The organism is Actinomadura kijaniata (assembly GCF_014138665.1).
Lineage (GTDB): Bacteria > Actinomycetota > Actinomycetes > Streptosporangiales > Streptosporangiaceae > Spirillospora > Spirillospora kijaniata.
In genome coordinates this window covers 22,419-43,098 of sequence record NZ_JACJIA010000001.1, presented here as the reverse complement: position 1 = coordinate 43,098, position 20,680 = coordinate 22,419, and the positions used below count along the sequence as shown (strand labels likewise).

Annotated in this window: 15 protein-coding genes and 1 tRNA gene; 9 read left to right on the top strand and 7 right to left on the bottom strand. The window is 72.8% G+C overall.

Annotation, left to right across the window (positions count from 1 at the left end):
• The first annotated feature begins 14 nt into the window (after positions 1-14).
• The 4 genes from HNR61_RS00195 to HNR61_RS00180 all read left to right on the top strand — a co-directional run bounded on the left by HNR61_RS00195 (position 15) and on the right by HNR61_RS00180 (position 4,997).
• Positions 15-1,433 (top strand): sigma 54-interacting transcriptional regulator, encoded by a 1,419-nt coding sequence (locus HNR61_RS00195; RefSeq protein WP_182841088.1) that lies wholly within the window; start codon positions 15-17, stop codon positions 1,431-1,433.
• Between the two features lie 22 nt (positions 1,434-1,455).
• Positions 1,456-3,456, top strand: coding sequence for a vWA domain-containing protein (locus tag HNR61_RS00190; RefSeq protein ID WP_182841087.1), 2,001 nt, complete (start codon positions 1,456-1,458; stop codon positions 3,454-3,456).
• Between the two features lie 118 nt (positions 3,457-3,574).
• Complete coding sequence (locus HNR61_RS00185; RefSeq protein WP_182841086.1) at positions 3,575-4,366, top strand: hypothetical protein; 792 nt, start codon at positions 3,575-3,577, stop codon at positions 4,364-4,366.
• Positions 4,367-4,454: 88 nt separating this feature from the next.
• Positions 4,455-4,997: a hypothetical protein gene (locus HNR61_RS00180; protein ID WP_182841085.1), complete on the top strand. Its 543-nt coding sequence runs from the start codon at positions 4,455-4,457 to the stop codon at positions 4,995-4,997.
• 69 nt (positions 4,998-5,066) lie between these two features.
• On the opposite strand, the gene HNR61_RS00175 is transcribed toward HNR61_RS00180, so the two are convergent.
• Together HNR61_RS00175 and HNR61_RS00170 are read right to left on the bottom strand one after the other, a co-directional pair.
• On the bottom strand, positions 5,067-6,305 hold the full coding sequence (locus HNR61_RS00175; RefSeq protein ID WP_312897690.1) for an alpha/beta fold hydrolase: 1,239 nt from the start codon (positions 6,303-6,305) through the stop codon (positions 5,067-5,069).
• A gap of 142 nt (positions 6,306-6,447) precedes the next feature.
• Positions 6,448-7,596 carry a cystathionine gamma-synthase gene (locus HNR61_RS00170; RefSeq protein WP_182841084.1) on the bottom strand — a complete coding sequence of 383 codons (1,149 nt, stop codon included), beginning with the start codon at positions 7,594-7,596 and terminating at the stop codon, positions 6,448-6,450.
• A 162-nt stretch (positions 7,597-7,758) separates the two neighbouring features.
• On the opposite strand from HNR61_RS00170, the gene HNR61_RS00165 reads away from it, so the two are divergent.
• On the top strand, positions 7,759-9,921 hold the full coding sequence (locus HNR61_RS00165; protein ID WP_182841083.1) for an MMPL family transporter: 2,163 nt from the start codon (positions 7,759-7,761) through the stop codon (positions 9,919-9,921).
• A 146-nt stretch (positions 9,922-10,067) separates the two neighbouring features.
• On the opposite strand, the gene HNR61_RS00160 is transcribed toward HNR61_RS00165, so the two are convergent.
• On the bottom strand, positions 10,068-11,456 hold the full coding sequence (locus HNR61_RS00160; RefSeq protein WP_182841082.1) for a cystathionine beta-synthase: 1,389 nt from the start codon (positions 11,454-11,456) through the stop codon (positions 10,068-10,070).
• A gap of 243 nt (positions 11,457-11,699) precedes the next feature.
• Between HNR61_RS00160 and HNR61_RS00155 the strand changes: the two genes are divergently transcribed.
• From HNR61_RS00155 to HNR61_RS00140, 4 genes are all read left to right on the top strand, one after another.
• Positions 11,700-12,725, top strand: coding sequence for an SGNH/GDSL hydrolase family protein (locus tag HNR61_RS00155; protein ID WP_182841081.1), 1,026 nt, complete (start codon positions 11,700-11,702; stop codon positions 12,723-12,725).
• A gap of 135 nt (positions 12,726-12,860) precedes the next feature.
• Positions 12,861-14,237: an outer membrane protein assembly factor BamB family protein gene (locus HNR61_RS00150; protein ID WP_182841080.1), complete on the top strand. Its 1,377-nt coding sequence runs from the start codon at positions 12,861-12,863 to the stop codon at positions 14,235-14,237.
• 474 nt (positions 14,238-14,711) lie between these two features.
• Positions 14,712-15,929 carry an acetyl-CoA C-acetyltransferase gene (locus tag HNR61_RS00145; RefSeq protein WP_182841079.1) on the top strand — a complete coding sequence of 406 codons (1,218 nt, stop codon included), beginning with the start codon at positions 14,712-14,714 and terminating at the stop codon, positions 15,927-15,929.
• Between the two features lie 246 nt (positions 15,930-16,175).
• Positions 16,176-16,403 (top strand): DUF4287 domain-containing protein, encoded by a 228-nt coding sequence (locus tag HNR61_RS00140; RefSeq protein ID WP_067822181.1) that lies wholly within the window; start codon positions 16,176-16,178, stop codon positions 16,401-16,403.
• A gap of 191 nt (positions 16,404-16,594) precedes the next feature.
• Here HNR61_RS00140 and HNR61_RS00135 read toward each other — a convergent pair whose 3' ends face one another.
• The 4 genes from HNR61_RS00135 to HNR61_RS00120 all read right to left on the bottom strand — a co-directional run bounded on the left by HNR61_RS00135 (position 16,595) and on the right by HNR61_RS00120 (position 20,429).
• Entirely contained in the window at positions 16,595-17,395 is an 801-nt protein-coding gene (locus HNR61_RS00135) for a Bax inhibitor-1/YccA family protein (RefSeq protein WP_182841078.1), read from the bottom strand.
• A 126-nt stretch (positions 17,396-17,521) separates the two neighbouring features.
• Positions 17,522-17,595, bottom strand: a tRNA-Leu gene (locus HNR61_RS00130).
• A gap of 166 nt (positions 17,596-17,761) precedes the next feature.
• Positions 17,762-19,033, bottom strand: a complete 1,272-nt coding sequence (locus HNR61_RS00125; protein ID WP_182841077.1) for a class I SAM-dependent methyltransferase — start codon at positions 19,031-19,033, stop codon at positions 17,762-17,764.
• A gap of 52 nt (positions 19,034-19,085) precedes the next feature.
• Positions 19,086-20,429 (bottom strand): NAD(P)/FAD-dependent oxidoreductase, encoded by a 1,344-nt coding sequence (locus HNR61_RS00120; protein WP_182841076.1) that lies wholly within the window; start codon positions 20,427-20,429, stop codon positions 19,086-19,088.
• Between the last annotated feature and the right edge of the window lie 251 nt (positions 20,430-20,680).

Here is a 20,680-nt window from a genome sequence, read left to right as displayed (position 1 = left end):
GTAGTGTCGTTCGCGTGCGTCCATCCATACCTCGCGAGACCACTCTGGGCGGGCTGCGCACCAGCGGCCACGTGCGACGCTCGGTGAAGGCCGAGATCCGGCACAACCTGCTGACGCGGCTGAGATCCGGCGAGCCGCGCTTCCCCGGCATCGTCGGTTTCGACGACACCGTCCTGCCCCATCTGGAACGCGCCCTGCTCGCCGGGCACGACCTGGTCCTGCTCGGCGAGCGCGGCCAGGGCAAGACCCGGCTGATCCGCACGCTGGCCGGGCTGCTGGACGAGTGGACGCCCGTGGTCGACGGCTGCGAGATCGGCGACCACCCGTACGCGCCGGTCTGCGTGCGCTGCCGGAGGCTGGCCGCCGAGCTCGGCGACGACCTGCCGGTGGGCTGGCGGCACCGCGACGGGCGGTACGGCGAGAAGCTCGCCACCCCCGACACCAGCGTCGGCGACCTGATCGGCGACGTGGACCCCATCAAGGTCGCCGAGGGCCGCACGCTGGGCGACCCCGAGACCGTCCACTACGGCCTGGTCCCCCGCTTCAACCGGGGGATCTTCTCCATCAACGAGCTGCCCGACCTCGCCGAGCGCATCCAGGTCGCGCTGCTCAACGTGCTGGAGGAGCGCGACGTCCAGATCCGCGGCTACGCCCTGCGGCTCCCGCTGGACGTGCTGCTGGTCGCCTCCGCCAACCCCGAGGACTACACCAACCGGGGCCGCATCATCACCCCCCTCAAGGACCGCTTCGGCGCGGAGATCCGCACCCACTACCCGGTCGACCTGGACACCGAGCTCGACCTGATCCGCCAGGAGGCCGACCTCGCCGACCTGAACGGCGTGCCGGCCGAGGTCCCCGACCACGTCCTGGAGGTCATCGCCCGCTTCACCCGCCTGGTCCGGGAGTCCAACGCGGTGGACGCCCGCTCCGGCGTGTCGGCGCGGTTCGCGCTGGCCGGGGTCGAGACCGTCGCGGCCGGGGCGGTGCGGCGCGCCGCGATCGCCGGCGAGGACCACGCCGTGGCGCGCGTGTGCGACCTGCCCGCGATCGTCCCGACGCTGATGGGGAAGGTGGAGTTCGAGGTCAGCGAGGAGGGCCGCGAGCAGGAGGTGCTGGAGCACCTGCTGCGCCGCGCCACCGCCGAGACCTACCGCCGGACCCTCGGCGCGGCCGACCTGTCGGGGCTGCTGGACCGGTTCGACGCCGGGGAGACCGTGGAGTCGGGCGAGCTGGTGAGCGCCACGGCGCTGCTGCGCCGCATCGGCCCGGTGCCCGGCCTCGCCAAGATCATGGAACGGCTGGGGCTGACCGGCGACTCGCCCGGCCAGGCCGCCGCCGCGCTGGAGTTCGCGCTGGAGGGGCTGTTCCTGACCCGGCGGCTGTCCAAGGACGTCACCGAGGGCGGCGACGGGACCGCCACGTATCGCACCTGACCTTTCTTCCTGAGGGGGCTCGATGAGCCGCTACCGGTACGGGGCGTACGAGGACGGGCCCGATCCGCTCGCCCCGCCCTACGACGTCCGCGACACGCTGGACGCGCTGGGCGACTCGGTCCTGGAGGGCACCCGGCCCGAGGACGCGCTGCGCGAGATGCTGCGGCGCGGCCTGCCGGGCGCGCGGGGCCGCCGCGGGCTGGACGACCTGCTGCGGCAGGTCCGCGAGCGCCGCCGCGCCCTGCGCGAGCGCGGCCGGCTCGACGGCACGCTGGAGGAGGTGCGCCGCCTGCTGGACACCGCGATCGGGCAGGAGCGCGCCGAGCTGTTCCCGGACCCGGGCGACGAGGCCCGGCTGCGCGAGGCGGAGCTGGACACGCTGCCGGACGACACCGCGCAGGCGGTGCGGCGGCTGTCGGACTACGACTGGCGGTCGGGCGCGGCGCGCGAGACGTTCCAGAAGCTCAGGGACCTGCTGCGCGACGACGTCCTGGACGCGCAGTTCCAGGGCATGAAGCAGGCGCTCCAGGGCCAGGACCCGCAGGCGATGCGGCGGGTCAAGGACATGATGGCCGCGCTCAACGGGATGCTCGACCGGGACGCGCGCGGCGAGCACACCCAGCGGGACTTCGAGGAGTTCATGCGCGAGTACGGGGACTTCTTCCCCGACGGCCCGCGCGACCTGGAGGAGCTCGTCGACTCCCTGGCCCGCCGCGCCGCCGCGACCGACCGGCTGCTGGCGTCGCTGTCGCCCGAGCAGCGCGCCGAGCTGGCCGACCTCATGGGGCAGGCCATGCAGGACGCGGGCCTGGCGATGGAGATGACCCGGCTCGGCGACGCGCTGCGCGCCCGCCGCCCCGACCTCGGCTGGGGCCGCCCCGAGCAGATGACCGGCGACGACCCCCTCGGCATGGGCGACGCCACCACCGCGCTCGCCGAGCTGGCCGACCTCGCCGACCTGGAGAGCGCCCTCGGCCAGGACTACCCCGGCGCGCGCCTGGACGACATCGACGAGGAGGCCGTCCGCCGCGCCCTCGGCCGCCGCGCCGTGGACGACCTGGCCGAGCTGCGCCGCATCGAGGCCGAGCTGGAACGCCAGGGCTACCTGGAGCGCGACCGCGGCAGGCTGGAGCTCACCCCCAAGGCCGTGCGGCGCCTCGGCGAGACCGCGCTGCGCCGCGTGTTCTCCCAGCTCGCCGCCGGCCGGCAGGGCGACCACGACCAGCGCGACGCCGGGCAGGCCGGGGAGCTCACCGGCTCCAGCCGCCCCTGGCGGTTCGGCGACGAGCAGCCCCTGGACGTCGTCCGCACCGTCGGCAACGCGATCACCCGCAGCGCCATGGAGGCCGTCCCCGCCGCCGGGCCCGCCGGGCCCTCCGGAGCGACGGCCCCGGTGGTGCGGCTGCACGTGGACGACTTCGAGGTCCACGAGACCGAGCGCCGCACCGCCGCCGCCGTGTGCCTGCTGGTGGACCTGTCGTACTCGATGGTGCTGCGCGGCGCGTGGGCGGTCGCCAAGCAGACGACCCTCGCCCTGCACACCCTGGTGACCAGCAGGTTCCCGCAGGACGCCATCAAGATCATCGGGTTCTCCAACTACGCCCGCGAACTCCACCCCACCGAGATGGCCGGGCTGGAGTGGGACATGGTCCAGGGCACCAACCTGCACCACGCCCTGATGATCGCGGGCCGCCATCTGGACCGGCACCCCGACTTCGAGCCGATCGTGCTGGTGGTCACCGACGGCGAGCCGACCGCGCACCTGCGGCCCGACGGGCGGTCCTGGTTCGACTACCCGCCGTCGGCCGACACGCTGGTGCTGACCATGGCCGAGGTGGACCGGATGACCCGGCGCGGCGCGGGCCTGAACTTCTTCATGCTGGCCGACGACCGGCGGCTGGTGTCGTTCGTGGAGGAGGTCGCCCGGCGCAACGGCGGGCGGGTCTTCGCCCCCGACGCGCAGCGGCTCGGCGAGTACGTCGTCTCCGACTACCTGCGGGTGCGGCGCGGCCGCCGCCGATGATCTTCCTTTACCGAGCTTGACGGTTATCCCCGAACGCGCCCGGGGAGGGTGACCTCCGCCGCACCGCGGCTACGGAGAGTAATCGAAGGTCGCTCAACGCCTCTCTGGGGGAGAGACGATGAAACCACGCACGTCCCTGGGACTCCTGACGGTCGGCCTCGGCACCGCGGCGGTCGTCGCGTTCGGCTCGGGCCTCGCCATGGCCGACCACCGATCCGACCACCGGACCGCCGCCGTACCCCAGTGCCCACCGGCCGCCGAGGCCGACACGGCCACCGACGCGGCCGCCGACGCGGCCGCCGACGCGGCCGCCGACACGGCCGCCGACACGGCCGCCGACACGGCCGCCGACACGGCCGCCGATCCCGCCGCCAAGCCCGTCCGGCCCGGGAAGGCCGCGCCCCAGTGCCCGCCGCCGACCGCCAAGCCCGCGGACTCCACCAAGCCCGCGGACTCCGCGGCGCCCGCCGAATCCGCGGCGCCCGCCGACTCCACGAAGCCGGCTGACTCCACCAAGCCCGCCGAACCCACCAAGCCCGACCAGTCCGCGAAGCCCGAAGGGGCCACGCCCCACGCCGACTCCGCGCCGCCCGCCCAGACCGCGGCGCCCGCTCAGTCCGCACCGGCCCAGACCGCGGCACCGGCCCAGTCCGCGCCGGCCAAGCCCGCGACCACCAAGCCCTCGTCCGGCAAGCCCGCGGCCGCCAAGCCCGGGAAGCCGACCAAGTCCGGAAAGCCAGCCAAGCCGACCAAGTCCGGGAAGCCGGCCAAGCCCGCCAAGAACACCAAGCCCGCCAAGAGCACCAGGCCCGGCAAGTCCACCACGGCCGCCAAGTCCGCGGCGCCCGTCGTGGCACCGGCCGCGTCACAGCAGGCTCCCGCGGCGTCCCAGCAGGCTCCCACCGGCTGACGGACCCGGTCCGAGGGGAGGAAGGCCGCCCGGCGTCCGCCGGGCGGCCTCCGCCCATTCCGGGGCCGTGCGGGCTAGGGTCGGCGGCATGTCGACTTCTGATCGTCTGCTGCTGGTCCTGCACGTCGGCTTCGCGATCTTCACGCTGGGACCGCTGACGGCCGCGACCATGTCCACCCCGAGGTACATCCGCAAGCAGGACGTCACGGTCGTGCGCTACCTGACCCGGACGACGCGGATCTACGCGCTGGGGTCGCTGGGCATCTTCCTGTTCGGGATGTTCCTGGCCAAGGGCCAGTTCGCCAAGGTGTGGCTGTCGGCGTCGATGACGCTGTTCCTCGTCGCGCTGGTGCTGCTGTTCCTGGTGGAACGCGACCAGCGCAAGGCCATCCACCTGCTGGAGGTCGCCGCCGCCGAGGCTCCCCCGCGCCCCGCCGCCCCCGCGGAGTCCCCCGCCGGAGACGAGAAGGGCGAGGAGACCGCGAAGGCCGCGAAGGCCGGCGCCCCCGAGGAGAGGCCCGCCCCCCGCGCCGACGTCGCCCAGGTGGAGCGCGGCCGCATCGCCGCCATGTCCGGCGTGGTCGCCCTCATCTGGCTGGTCATCCTGTTCCTGATGGTCTGGTACGGCTGACCCGGCCGCGGAACGCGCGAACGGGGCTCCCCCACCGAGGGGGAGCCCCGTTCGCGTCGGACCGGGCGCTCAGCGGGTGCGGGCCTTCAGCCAGGACAGGATCGTCGGGTAGACGTTCGGGTCGTTCAGCAGCGAGCTGCCGTGCGCGTCGCCCGGGATCGTGCGCACCGTGACCGGGACGTTCACCGCCCGCAGCGCGCTCGCCAGCGCCGTGCTCTGCGCGGGCGGCACGAAGTCGCCGACGCTGTGCATCAGCAGCATCGGGGCGTCGTCCGCCGAGGCGTGGCTGGCGCTGTCGGCGTCCTCGATCCGCCGCCAGCAGGAAGGGTCCGCCGTCCGCCCGGTGGACCCGGCCGCGCACCGGATGAGCTCGGTGACCGCGCCGCGCAGCCGGCGCTGGGCGGGCGAGGCGGTGGGCCTGGCGCCGTCCTGGTAGGCCAGGTAGGGGGTGTTCACCGGGGACAGCGCGATCACGCCGCGCACCCGCTCGCCCCCCTCGCCGTACGCGCCGAGCTGGGTGGCGAGCATGCCGCCCGCCGAGGAGCCGAGGACGACGACGCGTTCGGGGTCGACGTTCCAGCGCTTGGCGTTCTTCTTGACGAACGCGAGGGCGTTCCCGGCGTCGTTGCGCTGCGCGGGCCACTCGGCGGTCTCGGCGAGCCGGTAGTTGGCGGCGAAGACGACGAAGCCCTGGTTGGTGAGGCGGCGCGCGAAGTACTTCCAGGAGGACTTGTCGCCGCGCAGCCAGTAGCCGCCGTGCAGCATCAGCACGGCGGGACGGGCCTTGGGCGCGGGGGCGTCCCGGCGGCGGTCCCCGGGCGCGGTGGACGGCGTCGCCGAGGGCGTCGTGGACGGTGTCGCGGACGGCCCGCCGTCGCGGTCCCGCTGCTCCGCGCCGGTCTTCGGCGCCCGCTGCTTCTTCGGGGCGGTGACGGGGCGCCAGTAGGCGTCGATGCGCTGGCGCGGGCCCGGCCCGTAGGCATAGGTGGCCTGGCGGGGCGGCCGCGGCGTGACCATGACGCCCTGCGCGGACACGACCGAGCCGGATCCGGCGGACGGCGGCGTGGGCGTCGGCGCGGCGTCCGGCGTCCCGGAGTCCCCGGGCGAGGGGGTCGGGGACGACGGGGCCCCGGTGGGGCCGGTCGGCCGCGGGTCGGCGGAGGGAACGGTCGGCGACGGCTCCACGGTGACCGTGCCGGTCGGGGTCGGCGTCGGCTCGGTCGTCGTCGCCAGGGCTCCGGTGGGGACGGCCACGGCGGAGATACACGTGGCGGCGAACGCCGCACCGCACAGAAGTACTTTGCGCACTCCGAACCCTTTCTTGGCGGGACCTGGCGCGCACATCATAGATGTTTGATCACGTAAACGCCGGGAACGGCACGACCTCAGGCGCTTCCGGCAGATCGGCAAGGACGGGCGCCCGGCGCGCCCGTCCTCACGTTTCCGCAGGTCAGGCCAGTGCCTGCTCCAGGTCGCGCAGCAGGTCGTCGATGTCCTCGATGCCGACCGACAGCCGCACCAGGTCCGCCGGGACCTCCAGCGGCGACCCGGCGGCCGACGCGTGCGTCATCCGCCCCGGGTGCTCGATCAGCGACTCGACGCCGCCCAGCGACTCGCCCAGGATGAACAGCCGCGTCCGCTCGCAGACGGCGACGGCGGCCTCCTCGCTCCCCATCCGGAACGACACCATCCCGCCGAACTTCCTCATCTGCTTGGCCGCGACCTCGTGCCCGGGGTGCTCGGGCAGCCCGGGGTACAGCACCTCGCGCACGGCCGGGTGCCGGGTCAGCATCTCCACGACCTTCTCGGCGTTGGAGCAGTGCCGGTCCATGCGCACGCCGAGCGTCTTGATGCCGCGCAGCGTCAGCCACGCGTCGAACGGCCCGGCGACCGCGCCCATGGCGTTCTGGTGGTAGGTCAGCCGCTCGCCCAGGTCGGCGTCGGCGACGATCAGCGCGCCGCCGACCACGTCGGAGTGCCCGCCGATGTACTTGGTGGTGGAGTGCACGACCACGTCGGCGCCCAGCGTCAGCGGACGCTGGAGGTAGGGCGAGGCGAAGGTGTTGTCCACCACCAGCAGCGCGCCCGCGTCGTGCGCGACGGCGGCCAGGGCGGCGATGTCGGCGACGCCCAGCAGCGGGTTGGTGGGCGTCTCCACCCAGATCAGCTTCGTCTCGGGCCGGACCGCCGCGCGCACGGCGTCGACGTCGCCGAGCGGCACCGGGTCGAACGCCACCCCCCACGGCTCGGCGACCTTCGCGAACAGCCGGTAGGTGCCGCCGTAGGCGTCGTTGGGGATGATGACGTGGTCGCCGGGCTTGCAGACGGTGCGCAGCAGCGTGTCCTCGGCGGCCAGGCCGGAGGCGAACGCCAGGCCCCGCACGCCGCCCTCGACCTCGGCCAGGCATACCTCCAACGCGGTACGCGTCGGGTTGGCCGACCGCGAGTACTCGTAGCCGCCGCGCAGGCCGCCGATTCCGTCCTGCTTATACGTCGAGACCTGGTAGATCGGCGGGACGACCGCGCCCGTGGTGGGGTCCGGTTCCTGTCCCGCGTGGATGGCCAGGGTCTCGAAGCCCTGGTGAACCTCGTTGTCCATGAGGATGAGGCTATCCACCCGCCGACCCTCCTGGAGGAGGAGCCCTTCCCCCGCAGGTAGCAGGGGACATTTCGGTACGCGGATTGACCCGATCCGTCCCTTCGATCTCTAGCGTTTGAGGGGTAATCAATCCCCCTTTGCACACTGACCGAAGGGTTGCGCATGTTCGCACGCCTTGGGCGGGGCGTCGTCAGACACCCGTTGATCACGATCGGGTTGTGGCTGCTGGCAGCCGTCGCCCTGGTCGCTCTCGCACCTGAACTCAAAACGAAGTCGGACCAGGCGGAGTTCCTGCCCGACAAGTACGAGGCCGTCCAGGCTGCCAAGTTGTCCGAGCGGGAGTTCCCCAGCGCGGACAAGGAGACCAGCCCCGCGATGGTCGTGATCAAACGCACCGACGGCGGGGCCCTCCAGCCGGCCGACGGGCAGAAGATCCAGCAGCTCGCGCAGGCGTTGCAGGCCAAGCAGATCCCGGGGGTCAAGGGCGTGCAGGCGATGCCGCCGCAGCCGGGCGCCAAGGTCGGCCTGGTGGTGGCGGGGCTGCCCTCCGACTTCCGCGACGCCAAGGCCATGGAGCAGGCCAAGAAGGCCGTCAAGACCATGCGCACCGAGTCCACCGCGCAGCTCCGCGGCAGCCCGCTGGCCGCCAAGGTCGGCGGTGACATGGCCTCCAACGTGGACAACGAGGAGTCCGACAAGAAGACCATGGCGATGATCGGCATCGCCACCATCGTGCTGATCGTGGTGCTGCTGGGCATCATCTTCCGCGCGCCGCTGGCCGCGCTGCTGCCGATCCTCGTGGTCTCGCTGGTGTCGATGGTGTCGGGCGCGGTGACCGCGATCATCGGTAACGCCTTCGGCCTCAGCTTCGACGAGAGCTTCAACGAGATCATCGTCGTGGTGCTGTACGGCATCGGCACCGACTACATCCTGTTCCTGCTGTTCCGCTACCGCGAGCGGCTGCGGATGGGCGAGGACAAGAAGACCGCGATGATCACCAGCGTGGAGCGGGTGGGCGAGGCCATCGCCTCCGCCGCGGGCGCGGTCATCGTGGCGTTCCTGGTGCTGCTGCTGGCGGCGTTCAAGGCGTTCGGCGGGCTGGGCCCGCAGCTGGCCATCGCGGTCGGCGTGATGCTGATCACCTCCCTGACCCTGGTGCCGGCGCTGGTCTCGCTGCTCGGCCCGGCGATCTTCTGGCCGTCCAAGGCGTGGAAGAAGGAGCCCAAGCCCGGCCTCTGGGCCAAGATCGGCAACGGGGTGGGCCGCCGTCCCGCCGTCGCCGCCCTCGCCTCGGGCGTGGTGCTGGTCGGCCTGGCCGGAGCCGCGCTCGGCTTCAAGGCCGACTACGACTTCAACGCCAGCGCCCCCCAGAACACCGAGGCCGCCCAGGCCATGAAGGACTTCCGCGGCTCCTTCCCGGCCGGCGCGCTCACCCCGACCGAGGTCTACGTCAAGTCCGGGCAGCCGCTCGACAAGGGCACGCTGGCCTCCTACGGGCAGAAGCTCCAGCAGGCCCCCGGCATCGGCCAGGTCCAGCCGCCGCAGGTGAGCAAGTCCGGCACCGTCGCGATGTACAAGGTCGCGCTGAAGGAGAACCCCAGCTCCAACGAGTCCATCTCGCTGGTGAAGGGCCCGCTGCGCGACTACGTCAAGAAGGAGGCCCCGCAGGGCACCCAGGTGCTGGTCGGCGGCATGACGGCGATCTGGGCCGACATCAACGAGGTCAACAACCGTGACCTGTCGGTCATCCTGCCGGTCGCGGTGGCGCTGATCGGGCTCATCCTGGCGCTGCTGCTGCGCGCCCTGGTCGCCCCGATCTACCTGGTGGTGGCGGTGCTGCTCGGCTTCGCCGCGACGCTGGGCGCCACGGTGCTGCTGTTCCAGGGCATCGAGGGCCGGCCCGGCCTGATGTTCCAGCTACCGATCATCCTGTACCTGTTCGTGCTGGCCATCGGCACCGACTACAACATCCTGATGATCGCCCGGCTGCGGGAGGAGGCCCGCGAGGGCCACGACCCGCGGCGCGGCGCGGCGCTCGGCATCATGCACGCCGGTCCCACGGTGGCCGCGGCGGGCGTGATCCTGGCCGGGACGTTCGCGGTGCTGGTGCTGTCGCCGCAGTCGATGCTCGCCCAGATGGGCTTCGGCGTGGCGATCGGGATCCTGCTGTCGACGTTCGTGATGTCCACGTTCTTCGTCCCGGCGATCACCGCGCTGCTCGGCCACAAGGCCTGGTGGCCCGGCCACAGCGACGCGCCGCGCCAGGTGCCGCCGCAGGGTGGCGCCGACCCCGTCCAGGACCGGTTCGCCAAGACCGGCTCCTGACCGACGCCGGATCGCGGCCGCCCGGCCGGTAAACGCCGCCCACCTGGCCGGGGCCGCGATCCGGTTCCCAGGGGAAGACCAGGCCCCGGAGACCCGCATGGGGGTCTCCGGGGCCTCGGTCGTCCGGGGGCGGCGGCCGCCGGGGGTCAGGAGGCGTTCGTCCCACCCGCCAGGAAGGCGATCACGTCCTGCCGCGTGATCAGGCCCTTGGGCTTGCCGTCCACCAGCACCACGGCCGCGCCGGACTTCTCCAGCACCGACACCGCCTTGCCGACCGGCTCGCCGGACCCGACGGTCGGCAGCGGCGGGGCCATGTGCCGCTCCAGCGGCTCGCCCAGCAGCGCCCGGTCCTTGACCAGGATCTCCAGCAGGTCGCGCTCGGCGACGGACCCGACGACCTCGGCCGCCATGACCGGCGGCTCCTCCTTCATCACCGGAAGCTGCGACACCTCGTACTCCCGCATGATCGAGATGGCGGTCTCGACGCTCTCGTGCGGGTGGGCGTGCACGAACTCCGGCAGCGTGCCGCCCTTGCGGGTCAGCACCTCGCCGACGGTGGGCTCCTCCTGGCCGGCGGCCGACAGGAAGCCGTAGGACTGCATCCACTCGTCGTTGAAGATCTTCGACAGGTAGCCGCGGCCGCCGTCCGGCAGCAGCACGACGATCACCGCGTCGTCGGGGGCCTCGGCCGCCACCCGCAGCGCCGCCACGACCGCCATCCCGCAGGACCCGCCGACCAGCAGCGCCTCCTCGCGGGCCAGCCGCCGCGTCATCGTGAACGAGTCCTTGTCCGACACCGCGATCACGCGGTCGCAGATCTCCCGGTCGTAGGTCTCGGGCCAGATGTCCTCGCCCACGCCCTCGGTCAGGTACGGCCGCCCGGTGCCGCCCGAGTACACCGAGCCCTCCGGGTCGGCCCCGACGATCTGCACCCGGCCGCCGGAGACCTCCTTGAGGTAGCGGCCGGTGCCGCTGATCGTGCCGCCGGTGCCGATCCCCGCCACGAAGTGCGTGATCTTCCCCTCGGTCTGCTCCCAGATCTCCGGGCCGGTCGTCTCGTAGTGGGAGAGCGGGTTGTTCGGGTTGACGTACTGGTTGGGCTTCCACGCGCCGGGGATCTCGGCGGCCAGCCGGTCCGACACCGAGTAGTAGGACTCGGGATGGTCGGGCGCGACGGCCGTCGGGCAGATCACCACCTCCGCGCCGTAGGCCTTCAGCACGTCGGTCTTGTCCTTGGCGACCTTGTCGGGGCAGACGAACACGCAGCGGTAGCCGCGTTCCTGCGCCACGATGGCCAGGCCGACGCCCGTGTTGCCCGAGGTCGGCTCCACGATCGTCCCACCCGGCCTGAGCAACCCCTCGCGTTCGGCGGCGTCGACCATCCTGACCGCGATGCGGTCCTTCACCGAACCGCCCGGGTTGAAGTACTCCACCTTCGCCAGAACCTGGGCCCCGCCCGTGCCGCCGGTCACCTTGCGCAACCGGAGCAGCGGGGTGTTGCCCATCAGTTCGACGAGCGAGTCGTGTACCTGCACTGCGACGTCCTTGTCGAATATCAGCGCTGTCTGATTTCAGCGTCCTGCATCCCGGTGTCGATCCCGGGGCGACGTGCCGTTCACCACAGTGTCAGCGGGGTGTGCGCCCATGGGAGGGGATGCGGATTCGGATAGATTCTTGTCCCTGACGGTAGCCGAGATCGGTGCCCACGGGCATCTACAGGGGGACGGGGGTCGCAACCCGGGGTTCCGCACCTCACTGCCACGAAGGGGCAACGCACGATGCTGAGAGCTTTCACGGCGCGGCGCATCGCGACGGCCGCGGCGTACGGGGGCGGCGGGATCACCGCGCTGGGGGGACTCACCTTCGGTCTGGTGCTGGCGGAGGCCAGGCTCGCCCGGAAGATCATCCTGGCGACGCCGAACGGCGATCCCCCGGTGGCCGACGGCTTCTACGGCCTGTCCCTGCCCGGCGATCCGCTCGCGTTCGCGATGCTGGGCGACTCCACGGCCGCCGGGCTGGGCGTGCACTCCGCCGACGAGACCCCGGCCGCGCTGCTGGCGGCGGGGCTGTCCTCGCTGGCCGACCGGCCGGTGTGGCTGACCAACGTCGCCAAGTCCGGCTCCCGCTCCGAGGCGCTGGCCTGGCAGGTGGAGCGGGCGCTGCTGGCCGAGCCCGACGTCGCCGTGATCATGATCGGGGGCAACGACGTCACCGCGCGGGTCCCGCCCGCCGAGTCGGTGCGGCACCTGGCCGAGGCCGTGGCGCGGCTGCGCGCGGCGGGCTGCGAGGTCGTCGTCGGCACCTGCCCCGACCTAGGCTCGGTCAAGCCGCTGATGCAGCCGCTGCGCTGGATCGCCCGCCGGGCCAGCCGCCAGCTCGCCGCCGCGCAGACGATCGCGGTGGTGGAGCGGGGCGGCCGGACGGTGTCGCTGGGCGACCTGCTGGGCCACGAGTTCGCGGCCGACCCGCGCGAGATGTTCAGCGCCGACCGCTACCACCCCTCCGGGCGGGGCTACGCCTCCGCCGCCGCGGCCGTGCTGCCCGCGATGGCCGCGGCGCTGGGCCTGGAGCCCGACATGGACGAGCTGGTGCCCGCGCCGCGCCGGGGCCGGGGCACCGGCGTCCTCCCGGTGTACCTGGCCGCCGCCGAGGCCGCCGAGGAGCCGGGCACCCAGGTCGTCGGCACCCGCGTCGCCGGGCGCGAACGCGGCCCGCGCGGCCGGTGGGCGGCGTTGCTGCGCCGCCGCCGCGTCGCCGCCCCGGAGACCGCGCTGGAAGGCCCTCCCGACCTGACCGCCGCCTGAGCCGTCCCGCCCGGCCCCACCCGGCTGGGCGGGATTTCGGCGATCCCCCGCCGTTTGCGTGATTCCTCTGTTACGTTCTGCCACGACGTCCTTCCAAGCGGTCACCAGTCCCCGTCGCCTCCCCGGGAGTCCCGCATGGTCTCGCACACCCTCCGACGATCACTCTCCGCGTCCGTTCCGGCACTGGCCGCGTCCGCCGTCCTGCTCGGCGCGGCGGGCTGCTCCGGGGGCGCGCCGGGCCGGGGCGCGGAGGCGGCCCAGGGCTGGACGGGCACCGGGGTGAACGCCGTCAGCCGCCCCGTCACCGGGTCGGGCGTCACCGCCGTCACCGGCCTGCGCCCGGACGGCGACCTGGAGACGGCGGTGTTCGACCTGGCCAAGGGCCGCCGCCTGTGGAGCAGGCCCGCCACGATGGTGGGCCGGCTGTCCGGCATGGGCGTGCAGCCCCCGGCGGTCGCCGGGACGCCGGGCAGCCCGGTCGTGGTCGCGCTGGAGCCGCGGCGGACCGGCAGGTGGAAGGCCACCCTGGTCGCGCGCGACGCCCGCACCGGCACGGAACGCTGGACCCGCCCGGTCGACACGACGTTCGGCCCGGTCCGCTGCGGGACGCAGGTGTGCCTGTCGGAGTTCACCGCGCGCCGCAGCGCCCGGTTCGCGGTCCTGGACGCCGCGACCGGCAGGCAGCTGTGGCGGATGCCCGGCATCGCCGAGGTGGAGTGGTCCGACCCGACCCGCGTGGTGGCGTTCCGGATGGCGCGGCACCCGGCGCTGGAGGCCCGCGACCTGCGGACGGGAAGGACGCTGTGGACGTTCCCGGTGGAGAGGGCCGTCGGCTCCGGCGTGAACCTGTCGGGCGGCTGGGCGTTCGGCGCGCTGCCGGGCGGGCCGCTGGTCGGGTACGTCGCGCCCTACCAGCGCGGCAAGGGCCGCGACTCGCTGTCGGCGTTCGGCTTCTTCGGCCTGAACCCCGCCACCGGCAGGCTGGTGTGGACCCGCAAGCGGCTGCTGCGCGTCTACCCCGGCGCCAGCCCCGCCGTCGCGCTGGTCACCCGGCAGGTCACCCCCGGCGGCTCCTACGGCGGCTTCGAGCAGCTCGACCCCCGCACCGGCCGCACCACCGCCACCGTCACCGCCGACAGGGCCCCCGCGTCGTCCTGGCTGCTGGCGTTCCCGGCGGACCTGTCGAGCCTGGCCTTCCTGTCCCAGGGCAGGCGGGGCGCCGCCTACCGGCTGGCCGACGCGTCCCCGGTCGGGCCGCAGGGGCTGCGCGTCTGGTCGTTCTGCACGGTGACCCCGTCCGAGCTGAGGATCAACGGGCACCGCGGGTTCTTCCCGGTCGCCCCGCTGTGCGCCTACGACCTGGCCACCGGCCGCAGGCTCGGCTCCGCGGGCGCGCCGCCCGGCTGGTACACCGGCTCCACCGACGGCTGGCGGGTCTGGCGCGGCGAGGACGGCGTCCTGCACGCGGTCCGGGACGCCCGGGGAACGACCCCCGGCATGTACGGCCAGTGACCCACCCCACAAGAAACCCCCCACGAAACCGCACGATGAAGGCCACCCACAGACACCGCACCGCGATGCCGCCGACGCCATGGCCCAAGGACGCGGACGCCGTGACGCGGACGCCGTGACCCGGACGTCAACGCGGACGCCGTGACGCGGACGTCATCACGCGGACGTCCGGTCGGAAGGACGTTCGATCGGGGGGACGTCCGGCCGGGAGGGTAGGCGTGTCGTTCGGGGCGGGGCGGGGCGTGCCGTCCGGGCCCCCGTTCGGCCGGACGACGTGGATCCCATGATCGTGCGGACGGTGTCCCGGGCGCATGGGGCGAGGGTCATCCCGGGAGCGGGACCACTCTATTGGACGCGATGTCAACCCATTGCCGGGGCGGCGTGTACGCGCGGGGGCGGCACCCGTTAGATTGCGAGTGACCGGCGGGTAACACCGCAGGCCCCAGCATCAGGTCGCACGACAGGAGACCCGCAATGCCCGAGGCAGTGATTGTCGCCACCGCGCGTTCGCCGATCGGCCGCGCCTTCAAGGGTTCGCTGAAGGACCTGCGGCCCGACGACCTCACCGCGACGATGGTCGAGGCCGCGATGGCCAAGGTGCCGCAGCTCGACCCGAGCCAGGTCGAGGACCTGCTGCTCGGCTGTGGCCTGCCCGGCGGCGAGCAGGGCTACAACATGGGCCGCGTCGTGGCGACGCTGCTCGGCTGGGACGGCGTTCCCGGCGCCACGATCACCCGGTACTGCTCGTCCTCGCTGCAGACCACCCGGATGGCGTTCCACGCGATCAAGGCCGGCGAGGCCGACGTGATCGTCTCGGCCGGCGTGGAGATGGTCAGCCGGTTCGCCAAGGGGTCCAGCGACGGGCTGCCCGACACCCAGAACCCCAGGTTCGCCGAGGCGCAGGCCCGCACCGAGGAGACCGCCAAGGGCGGCAGCACCTGGCACGACCCGCGCCAGGACGGCAAGCTGCCCGACATCTACATCGCGATGGGCCAGACCGCCGAGAACGTCGCCCAGATCAAGGGCGTCTCCCGGCAGGCCCAGGACGAGTTCGGCGTCCGCTCCCAGAACCTCGCCGAGAAGGCCCTGGCCAACGGCTTCTGGGAGAAGGACATCACCCCGGTCACGCTGCCCGACGGCACCGTGGTCAGCAAGGACGACGGCCCGCGCGCCGGCACCACCTACGAGAAGGTGTCCCAGCTCCAGCCGGTGTTCCGGCCCGACGGCACCGTCACCGCGGGCAACTGCTGCCCGCTGAACGACGGCGCCGCCGCCGTGGTCGTCATGAGCGACACCAAGGCCGCCGAGCTGGGCATCACCCCGCTGGCGCGGATCGTGTCCACCGGCGTCACCGGCCTGTCCCCCGAGATCATGGGGCTGGGCCCGGTGGAGGCGTCCCGGCAGGCCCTGGCCCGCGCCGGGATGACCATCGACGACATCGACCTGGTCGAGATCAACGAGGCGTTCGCCGCGCAGGTGCTCCCCTCGGCCGAGGAGCTGGGCGTGGACCTGGACAGGCTGAACGTCAACGGCGGCGCGATCGCGGTCGGCCACCCGTTCGGCATGACCGGCGCCCGCATCACCTCCACGCTGGTCAACAGCCTGCGGTTCCACGACAAGCAGTTCGGCCTGGAGACCATGTGCGTCGGCGGCGGCCAGGGCATGGCGATGGTGCTGGAGCGCCTGAGCTGACCTCCGGAAAGTCGATCAATCATTGATCACTTAACGTCATCGCGAATGGCCCGGCGAACTGGCGCGACAATGCGCTACGAACCGGGCCATTTCCCTTTCCATCGAACCGTCCGCGGAGGGGTAGAACGATCGATCCGCTCGGAATGATCTACGTAACGTAATAGATAGGTACCCGTTAGGGGCTTGTCACATCCGAGGAGGTGTTGCAGAGTCGGCACAAGAGCCCCGCCGACCTGGAGGTGCACCTTGTCCCTGAACCACTCGCCGGACACGCACAACAAGTTGCTCGCTCGCATCCCACAAGTCACAGGACGTGACATCCCCGAGTGGTTCACCACCATCGAGAACGGCCCGTCGTTCCTCCGCTGCGAGGAGCGCTGCAACTGGCTGGCCGACGAACACGGCCTGTCGCACGGCTACGCGGCGGCGCTGGTCCGCGAACACGAGCGCACCCGCCGCGCCCGCCACTACTGAACGACCCGGAGCCCCCTCGCCCCGACGCGGGCACGCGGAAGGCTCCCCACCAGACTCCCCGCGGGATCCCGCCAAGGGCAGTCCCCGCTCGTCGCCCCGCTACGCGTTGGCGACCCCGGCGAAGAGATCCCGCATGCGATCAGCCCCCTGCCGGTCCGCCGGCAGGGGGCTGATCCATGGGCGGGGCGCCGCTACTCCCGGTTGAAGTACGACAGGAAGCGCAGCAGCTCCAGGTAGATCCACACCAGGCTCAGGGTGAGCCCGAAGGCGCTGTACCAGGCGAACTTCTCCGGCGCGCCCGCGTTCACGCCGCGCTCGATCTCGTCGAAGTCCAGCAGCAGGAAGAAGCATCCGACGAGGATCGCGACGACGCTGAACACGTAGGCCAGCGGGTTGGAGGCGTCGCGGATGCCGATGCCGGTGTCCGGGCCGAAGGCCTGCACCAGCAGGTTGACCAGCATCAGGCCGAGCAGCGCCCAGCCCGCCGCGACCACGAACTTCACGAACTTCGGCCGCACCCGCACGATCCGCAGCGCGTACACCGCGAGCATGCCGCCGAACGCCAGCGCGGTGCCGATGACCGCCTGGAACACGACCCCGTTGTAGAGGTCGTTGAAGTAGTGGCTGATCGCGCCGACGCCCACGCCGTACACGGCCGAGAACGTCAGCACCAGCGGCGCGTTGGCCTTGCCGGAGAAGCTGATGTAGAGGCCGAGGCCGAGCTGCAGCAGGAAGGCCACCCCGCCGATCACCAGCGCCGTCGGCGTCGGGACGAGGAGCCAGGTCAGCGCGCCGGTGAGGACCAGCATGCCGAGGCTGAGGAAACCGCGCACGACGACGTCGTCATAGGTCATCGGGCGGGTCGCGGGTGGCGCGTACGCGGGCGCCTGGTACGTCTCGTTCAACATCTCGGGCGTGCCGTACCCAGAGTAGGGCGGGGGCTGCTGCTGCCCGAGGTTCTTCCCCCGGAACGCGGGGTTCCTGCTCTCCATCGGTTCCCTCCGTAGGGCCGGACCTGCGTCAAGTTTATGACGACCCGAGATCGGCGGTCGTTCCCCGATGTGATCGTTCGATAACGGCTGCGCGGCCGGAACCTTCCGGCCGCGCAGCCGGATCGGTGCCCCTGGTCGGATTCGAACCGACACCCGTAGCTCTTTTAGGGAGCTCGCCTCTGCCGTTGGGCTACAGGGGCGGCGACAGCATACCGGGAGCGATTGACCCTTCAAGCAGCGGATATTCGACTGAGACCGCATTTGTGCCGCCCCGTGCCACGGCCCGCCCGCGGTTCCCGGACCGCGCGGGCCCCCGCGGTCGACGTTTTTCCGGCCTTTCCCTCCGGAAACCGGAAGAACGCCGGTTCAACGGCTGACGACCGCGCGCCCTTCGACCAGCGTCGCGCCCGCCCGGCCGTCATGGTCGCGGCGGACGGCGCAGATCTCGTGGACGCCGACCCGGCCACTCTCGCACGCCAGCGCCGACGCCGCCAGGTACAGCAGCCACACCCGGGCGTGGCCGGGCCCGGAGAGCTCGGCGGCCTCGGCCCAGTGGCGTTGCAGGTTCGCGGCCCAGGAGCGCAGGGTGCGGGCGTGGTGCTCGCGCAGCGCGCCGACGGTGCGGACCTCCAGCCCGGCCGCCTCCACGTCGGAGACGATCTCGCCGAGGGGCCGCAGCCCGCCGTCCTCGGGGAACATGTAGCTGGTGGTGAAGGTGCGCCTGATCTGGTGGGGGCCGGGGCGGCGGGCCTGGAACCGCAGCAGCAGCCGGCCGGTCGGGGCCAGCAGCCCGTACAGGCGGGCGGTGTCGCGGTCGGCGGTCTCGACCCCGGCCAGGTCCACAATGGCGTCGTAGGGGCCGTCGCCCGCGGCGTCCAGGTCCCAGGCGCGCGGGTCGATCCGGTCGGCCAGGCCCGCGGCGGCGGCGCGTTCGCGCAGGTGCTCGGCCTGGCGGTGGGTGCGGGTGAGGGCGACGACGCGCACGTCGCAGGCGCGCGCGGCGTGCAGGGCGAACGCGCCCCATCCGGCGTTCAGGTCCAGCAGCCGCGCGCCGGGGAACAGGCCGAGGCGCTCGGCGGCGGCCTCCAGCGCGGCGCGCTGCGCGTCCGTCAGGTCGACGGCCTGGTCCCACAGGCCGGTGCCGTGCGCCATCGACGGGCCCAGCATCCGGGTGAAGAACTCCGGCGACGCGTCGAGCGGGCCGGTGACCTCGCCGTCGGCCCGGCCGGTCGGGAACTCCTCGGCCGGGGGCCTCGGCTCGGGGCCGACCGCACCGAGCATGACGGCCGTCCGGACGATCTCGCGCTTGTCGTCGCTGGACAGCCGGATCGGCTCGTCGCCGCTGCGCATCATCCGCTGCACCGCGTCGAGCGCGGCGAACATGTCGCCCTCGATGTCCAGCTCGCCCGCGACGTAGGCGCGGACCAGGCCCATCTCGCCCGGCTTCCACAGCAGGCGGCGCAGGGCGCGGCGGTGCCGGATGACGAACGCGGGCGCCCCGGCGGGGCCGACCACGCTGCCGTCCCAGGCGCGGACCTGGACCGGCAGCTCGTCGGCGGCGGCCGGAGCGGCGTTCTCCTCACCGAGCAGGACGCGGGTGAGCAGCGGCGCGAGCCGGGAGGCGACACCATCGTGCACCGGGCGCGGACACCCCCTTCATGGTCGGTCCGGGGGCGGCGGCGACGCTCCGCTAGTCCCCCTTGCTTGCCAGTTCGAACTCCTCGCGGGGGTGTTCGAGTTCCCCCAGCGACACGATCTCACGGCGGAACAGGAACGCCAGCGTCCAGTCCGCCGTGACGCGCATCTTGCGGTTCGTCGTCGGCATCCGGGACAGATGGTAGGTGCGGTGCATGAACCACGCGAGAAGCCCGCGCAACTTCACGCCGTAGACGTTCGCCACGCCCTTGTGCAGTCCGAGCCCGGCGACCGACCCGACGTAGGCGTGCACGTAGGGCTTGCGGGGCTTGCCCCGGTAGTCGGCCACGATGTTGTCGGCGAGCCGCTTGGCCTGGCGGACGGCGTGCTGGGCGTTGGGGGCGCAGTAGTCGCCGGTGTCGGTGAGGTCGGGGACGCGGGCGTTGTCGCCGGCGGCGTAGACGCGTTCCCTCCCCTCGACGGTGAGCTCGGCGGTGGCGATGACGCGTCCCTTGTCGTCGATGGGCAGGTCGCTGCGGCGCACGACCGGGTGGGCCTTGACGCCCGCGGTCCACACCAGCGTCCCGGTGTCGAACTCCTCGCCGTCGCTGAGCACGACGCGGTGGTTCTCGGCGGACTTCAGCAGCGTCCCGGTCCGGATCTCGATGCCGCGGCGGCGCAGCGCCTCGGCGGTCCAGGTGCCCATCTCCGGCCCGACCTCGGGCAGGATCCGGTCGGTGGCCTCGACCATCACCCAGCGCATGTCCTCGGCGCGGAGCGTCGGGTACCACTTCAGCGCGTCGCGGGCCATGTCCTCCAGCTCGGCCAGGGCCTCGACCCCGGCGAAGCCCGCGCCGACGAACACGAACGTCAGCGAGCGGCGGCGGACCTTCTCGTCCTCGTTGGAGGCGGCGATGTCGAGCTGGCGCAGCACGTGGTTGCGCAGGTAGATCGCCTCCTCGACGGTCTTGAAGCCGATGCCGCACTCGCTGAGGCCGGGGATCGGCAGCAGCCGCGACACCGATCCGGCGGCGACCACCAGGAAGTCGTAGTGGATCTCCTGCTGGATCTGGCCGTCCGATCCGGCGGGGCAGTAGGTGACGCACCGGCGGGCGTCGTCGATGCGGGTGACGAAGCCGTTGCGGATCCGGCAGCGGTGCAGGACCTTGCGCAGCGGCGCGACCACGTGCCGGGGCTCCAGGTTCCCGGCGGCGGCCTCCGGCAGGAACGGCTGGTAGGTCATGTAGGACTGCGGGTCGATGACGGTGATCGCGACCTCGCCGCGCTTCAGCTCGCCGCGCAGCTTCTTCTGCAGGCGGAGGGCGGTGTACATGCCGACGTACCCACCACCCACGATCACGATGTGCTTGGCGTTCTCAGGGGTTCGCTCAGGAGGCATAACGGGACCGTTACCCCCATAGCGGCGACCCTCACCCGGCAGGGGGGCGGCGGACGGCCCACGGAGAATCTCACTTTCCCGCGAACAACTCGGTCCTCTCCGGCATCTCACCCAGTGCACACCGGAAGACGGCGGCGGGACAGGGCCCGACGGGGGCGTCAAGCGGCCGGGGCGACGGGGCGGCCGGCACGGGGGCGGGCCGCCCCGGCCCGGCCGCTTGACCTGGCCCTGGCCCGCCGCCGGTCCGGGTG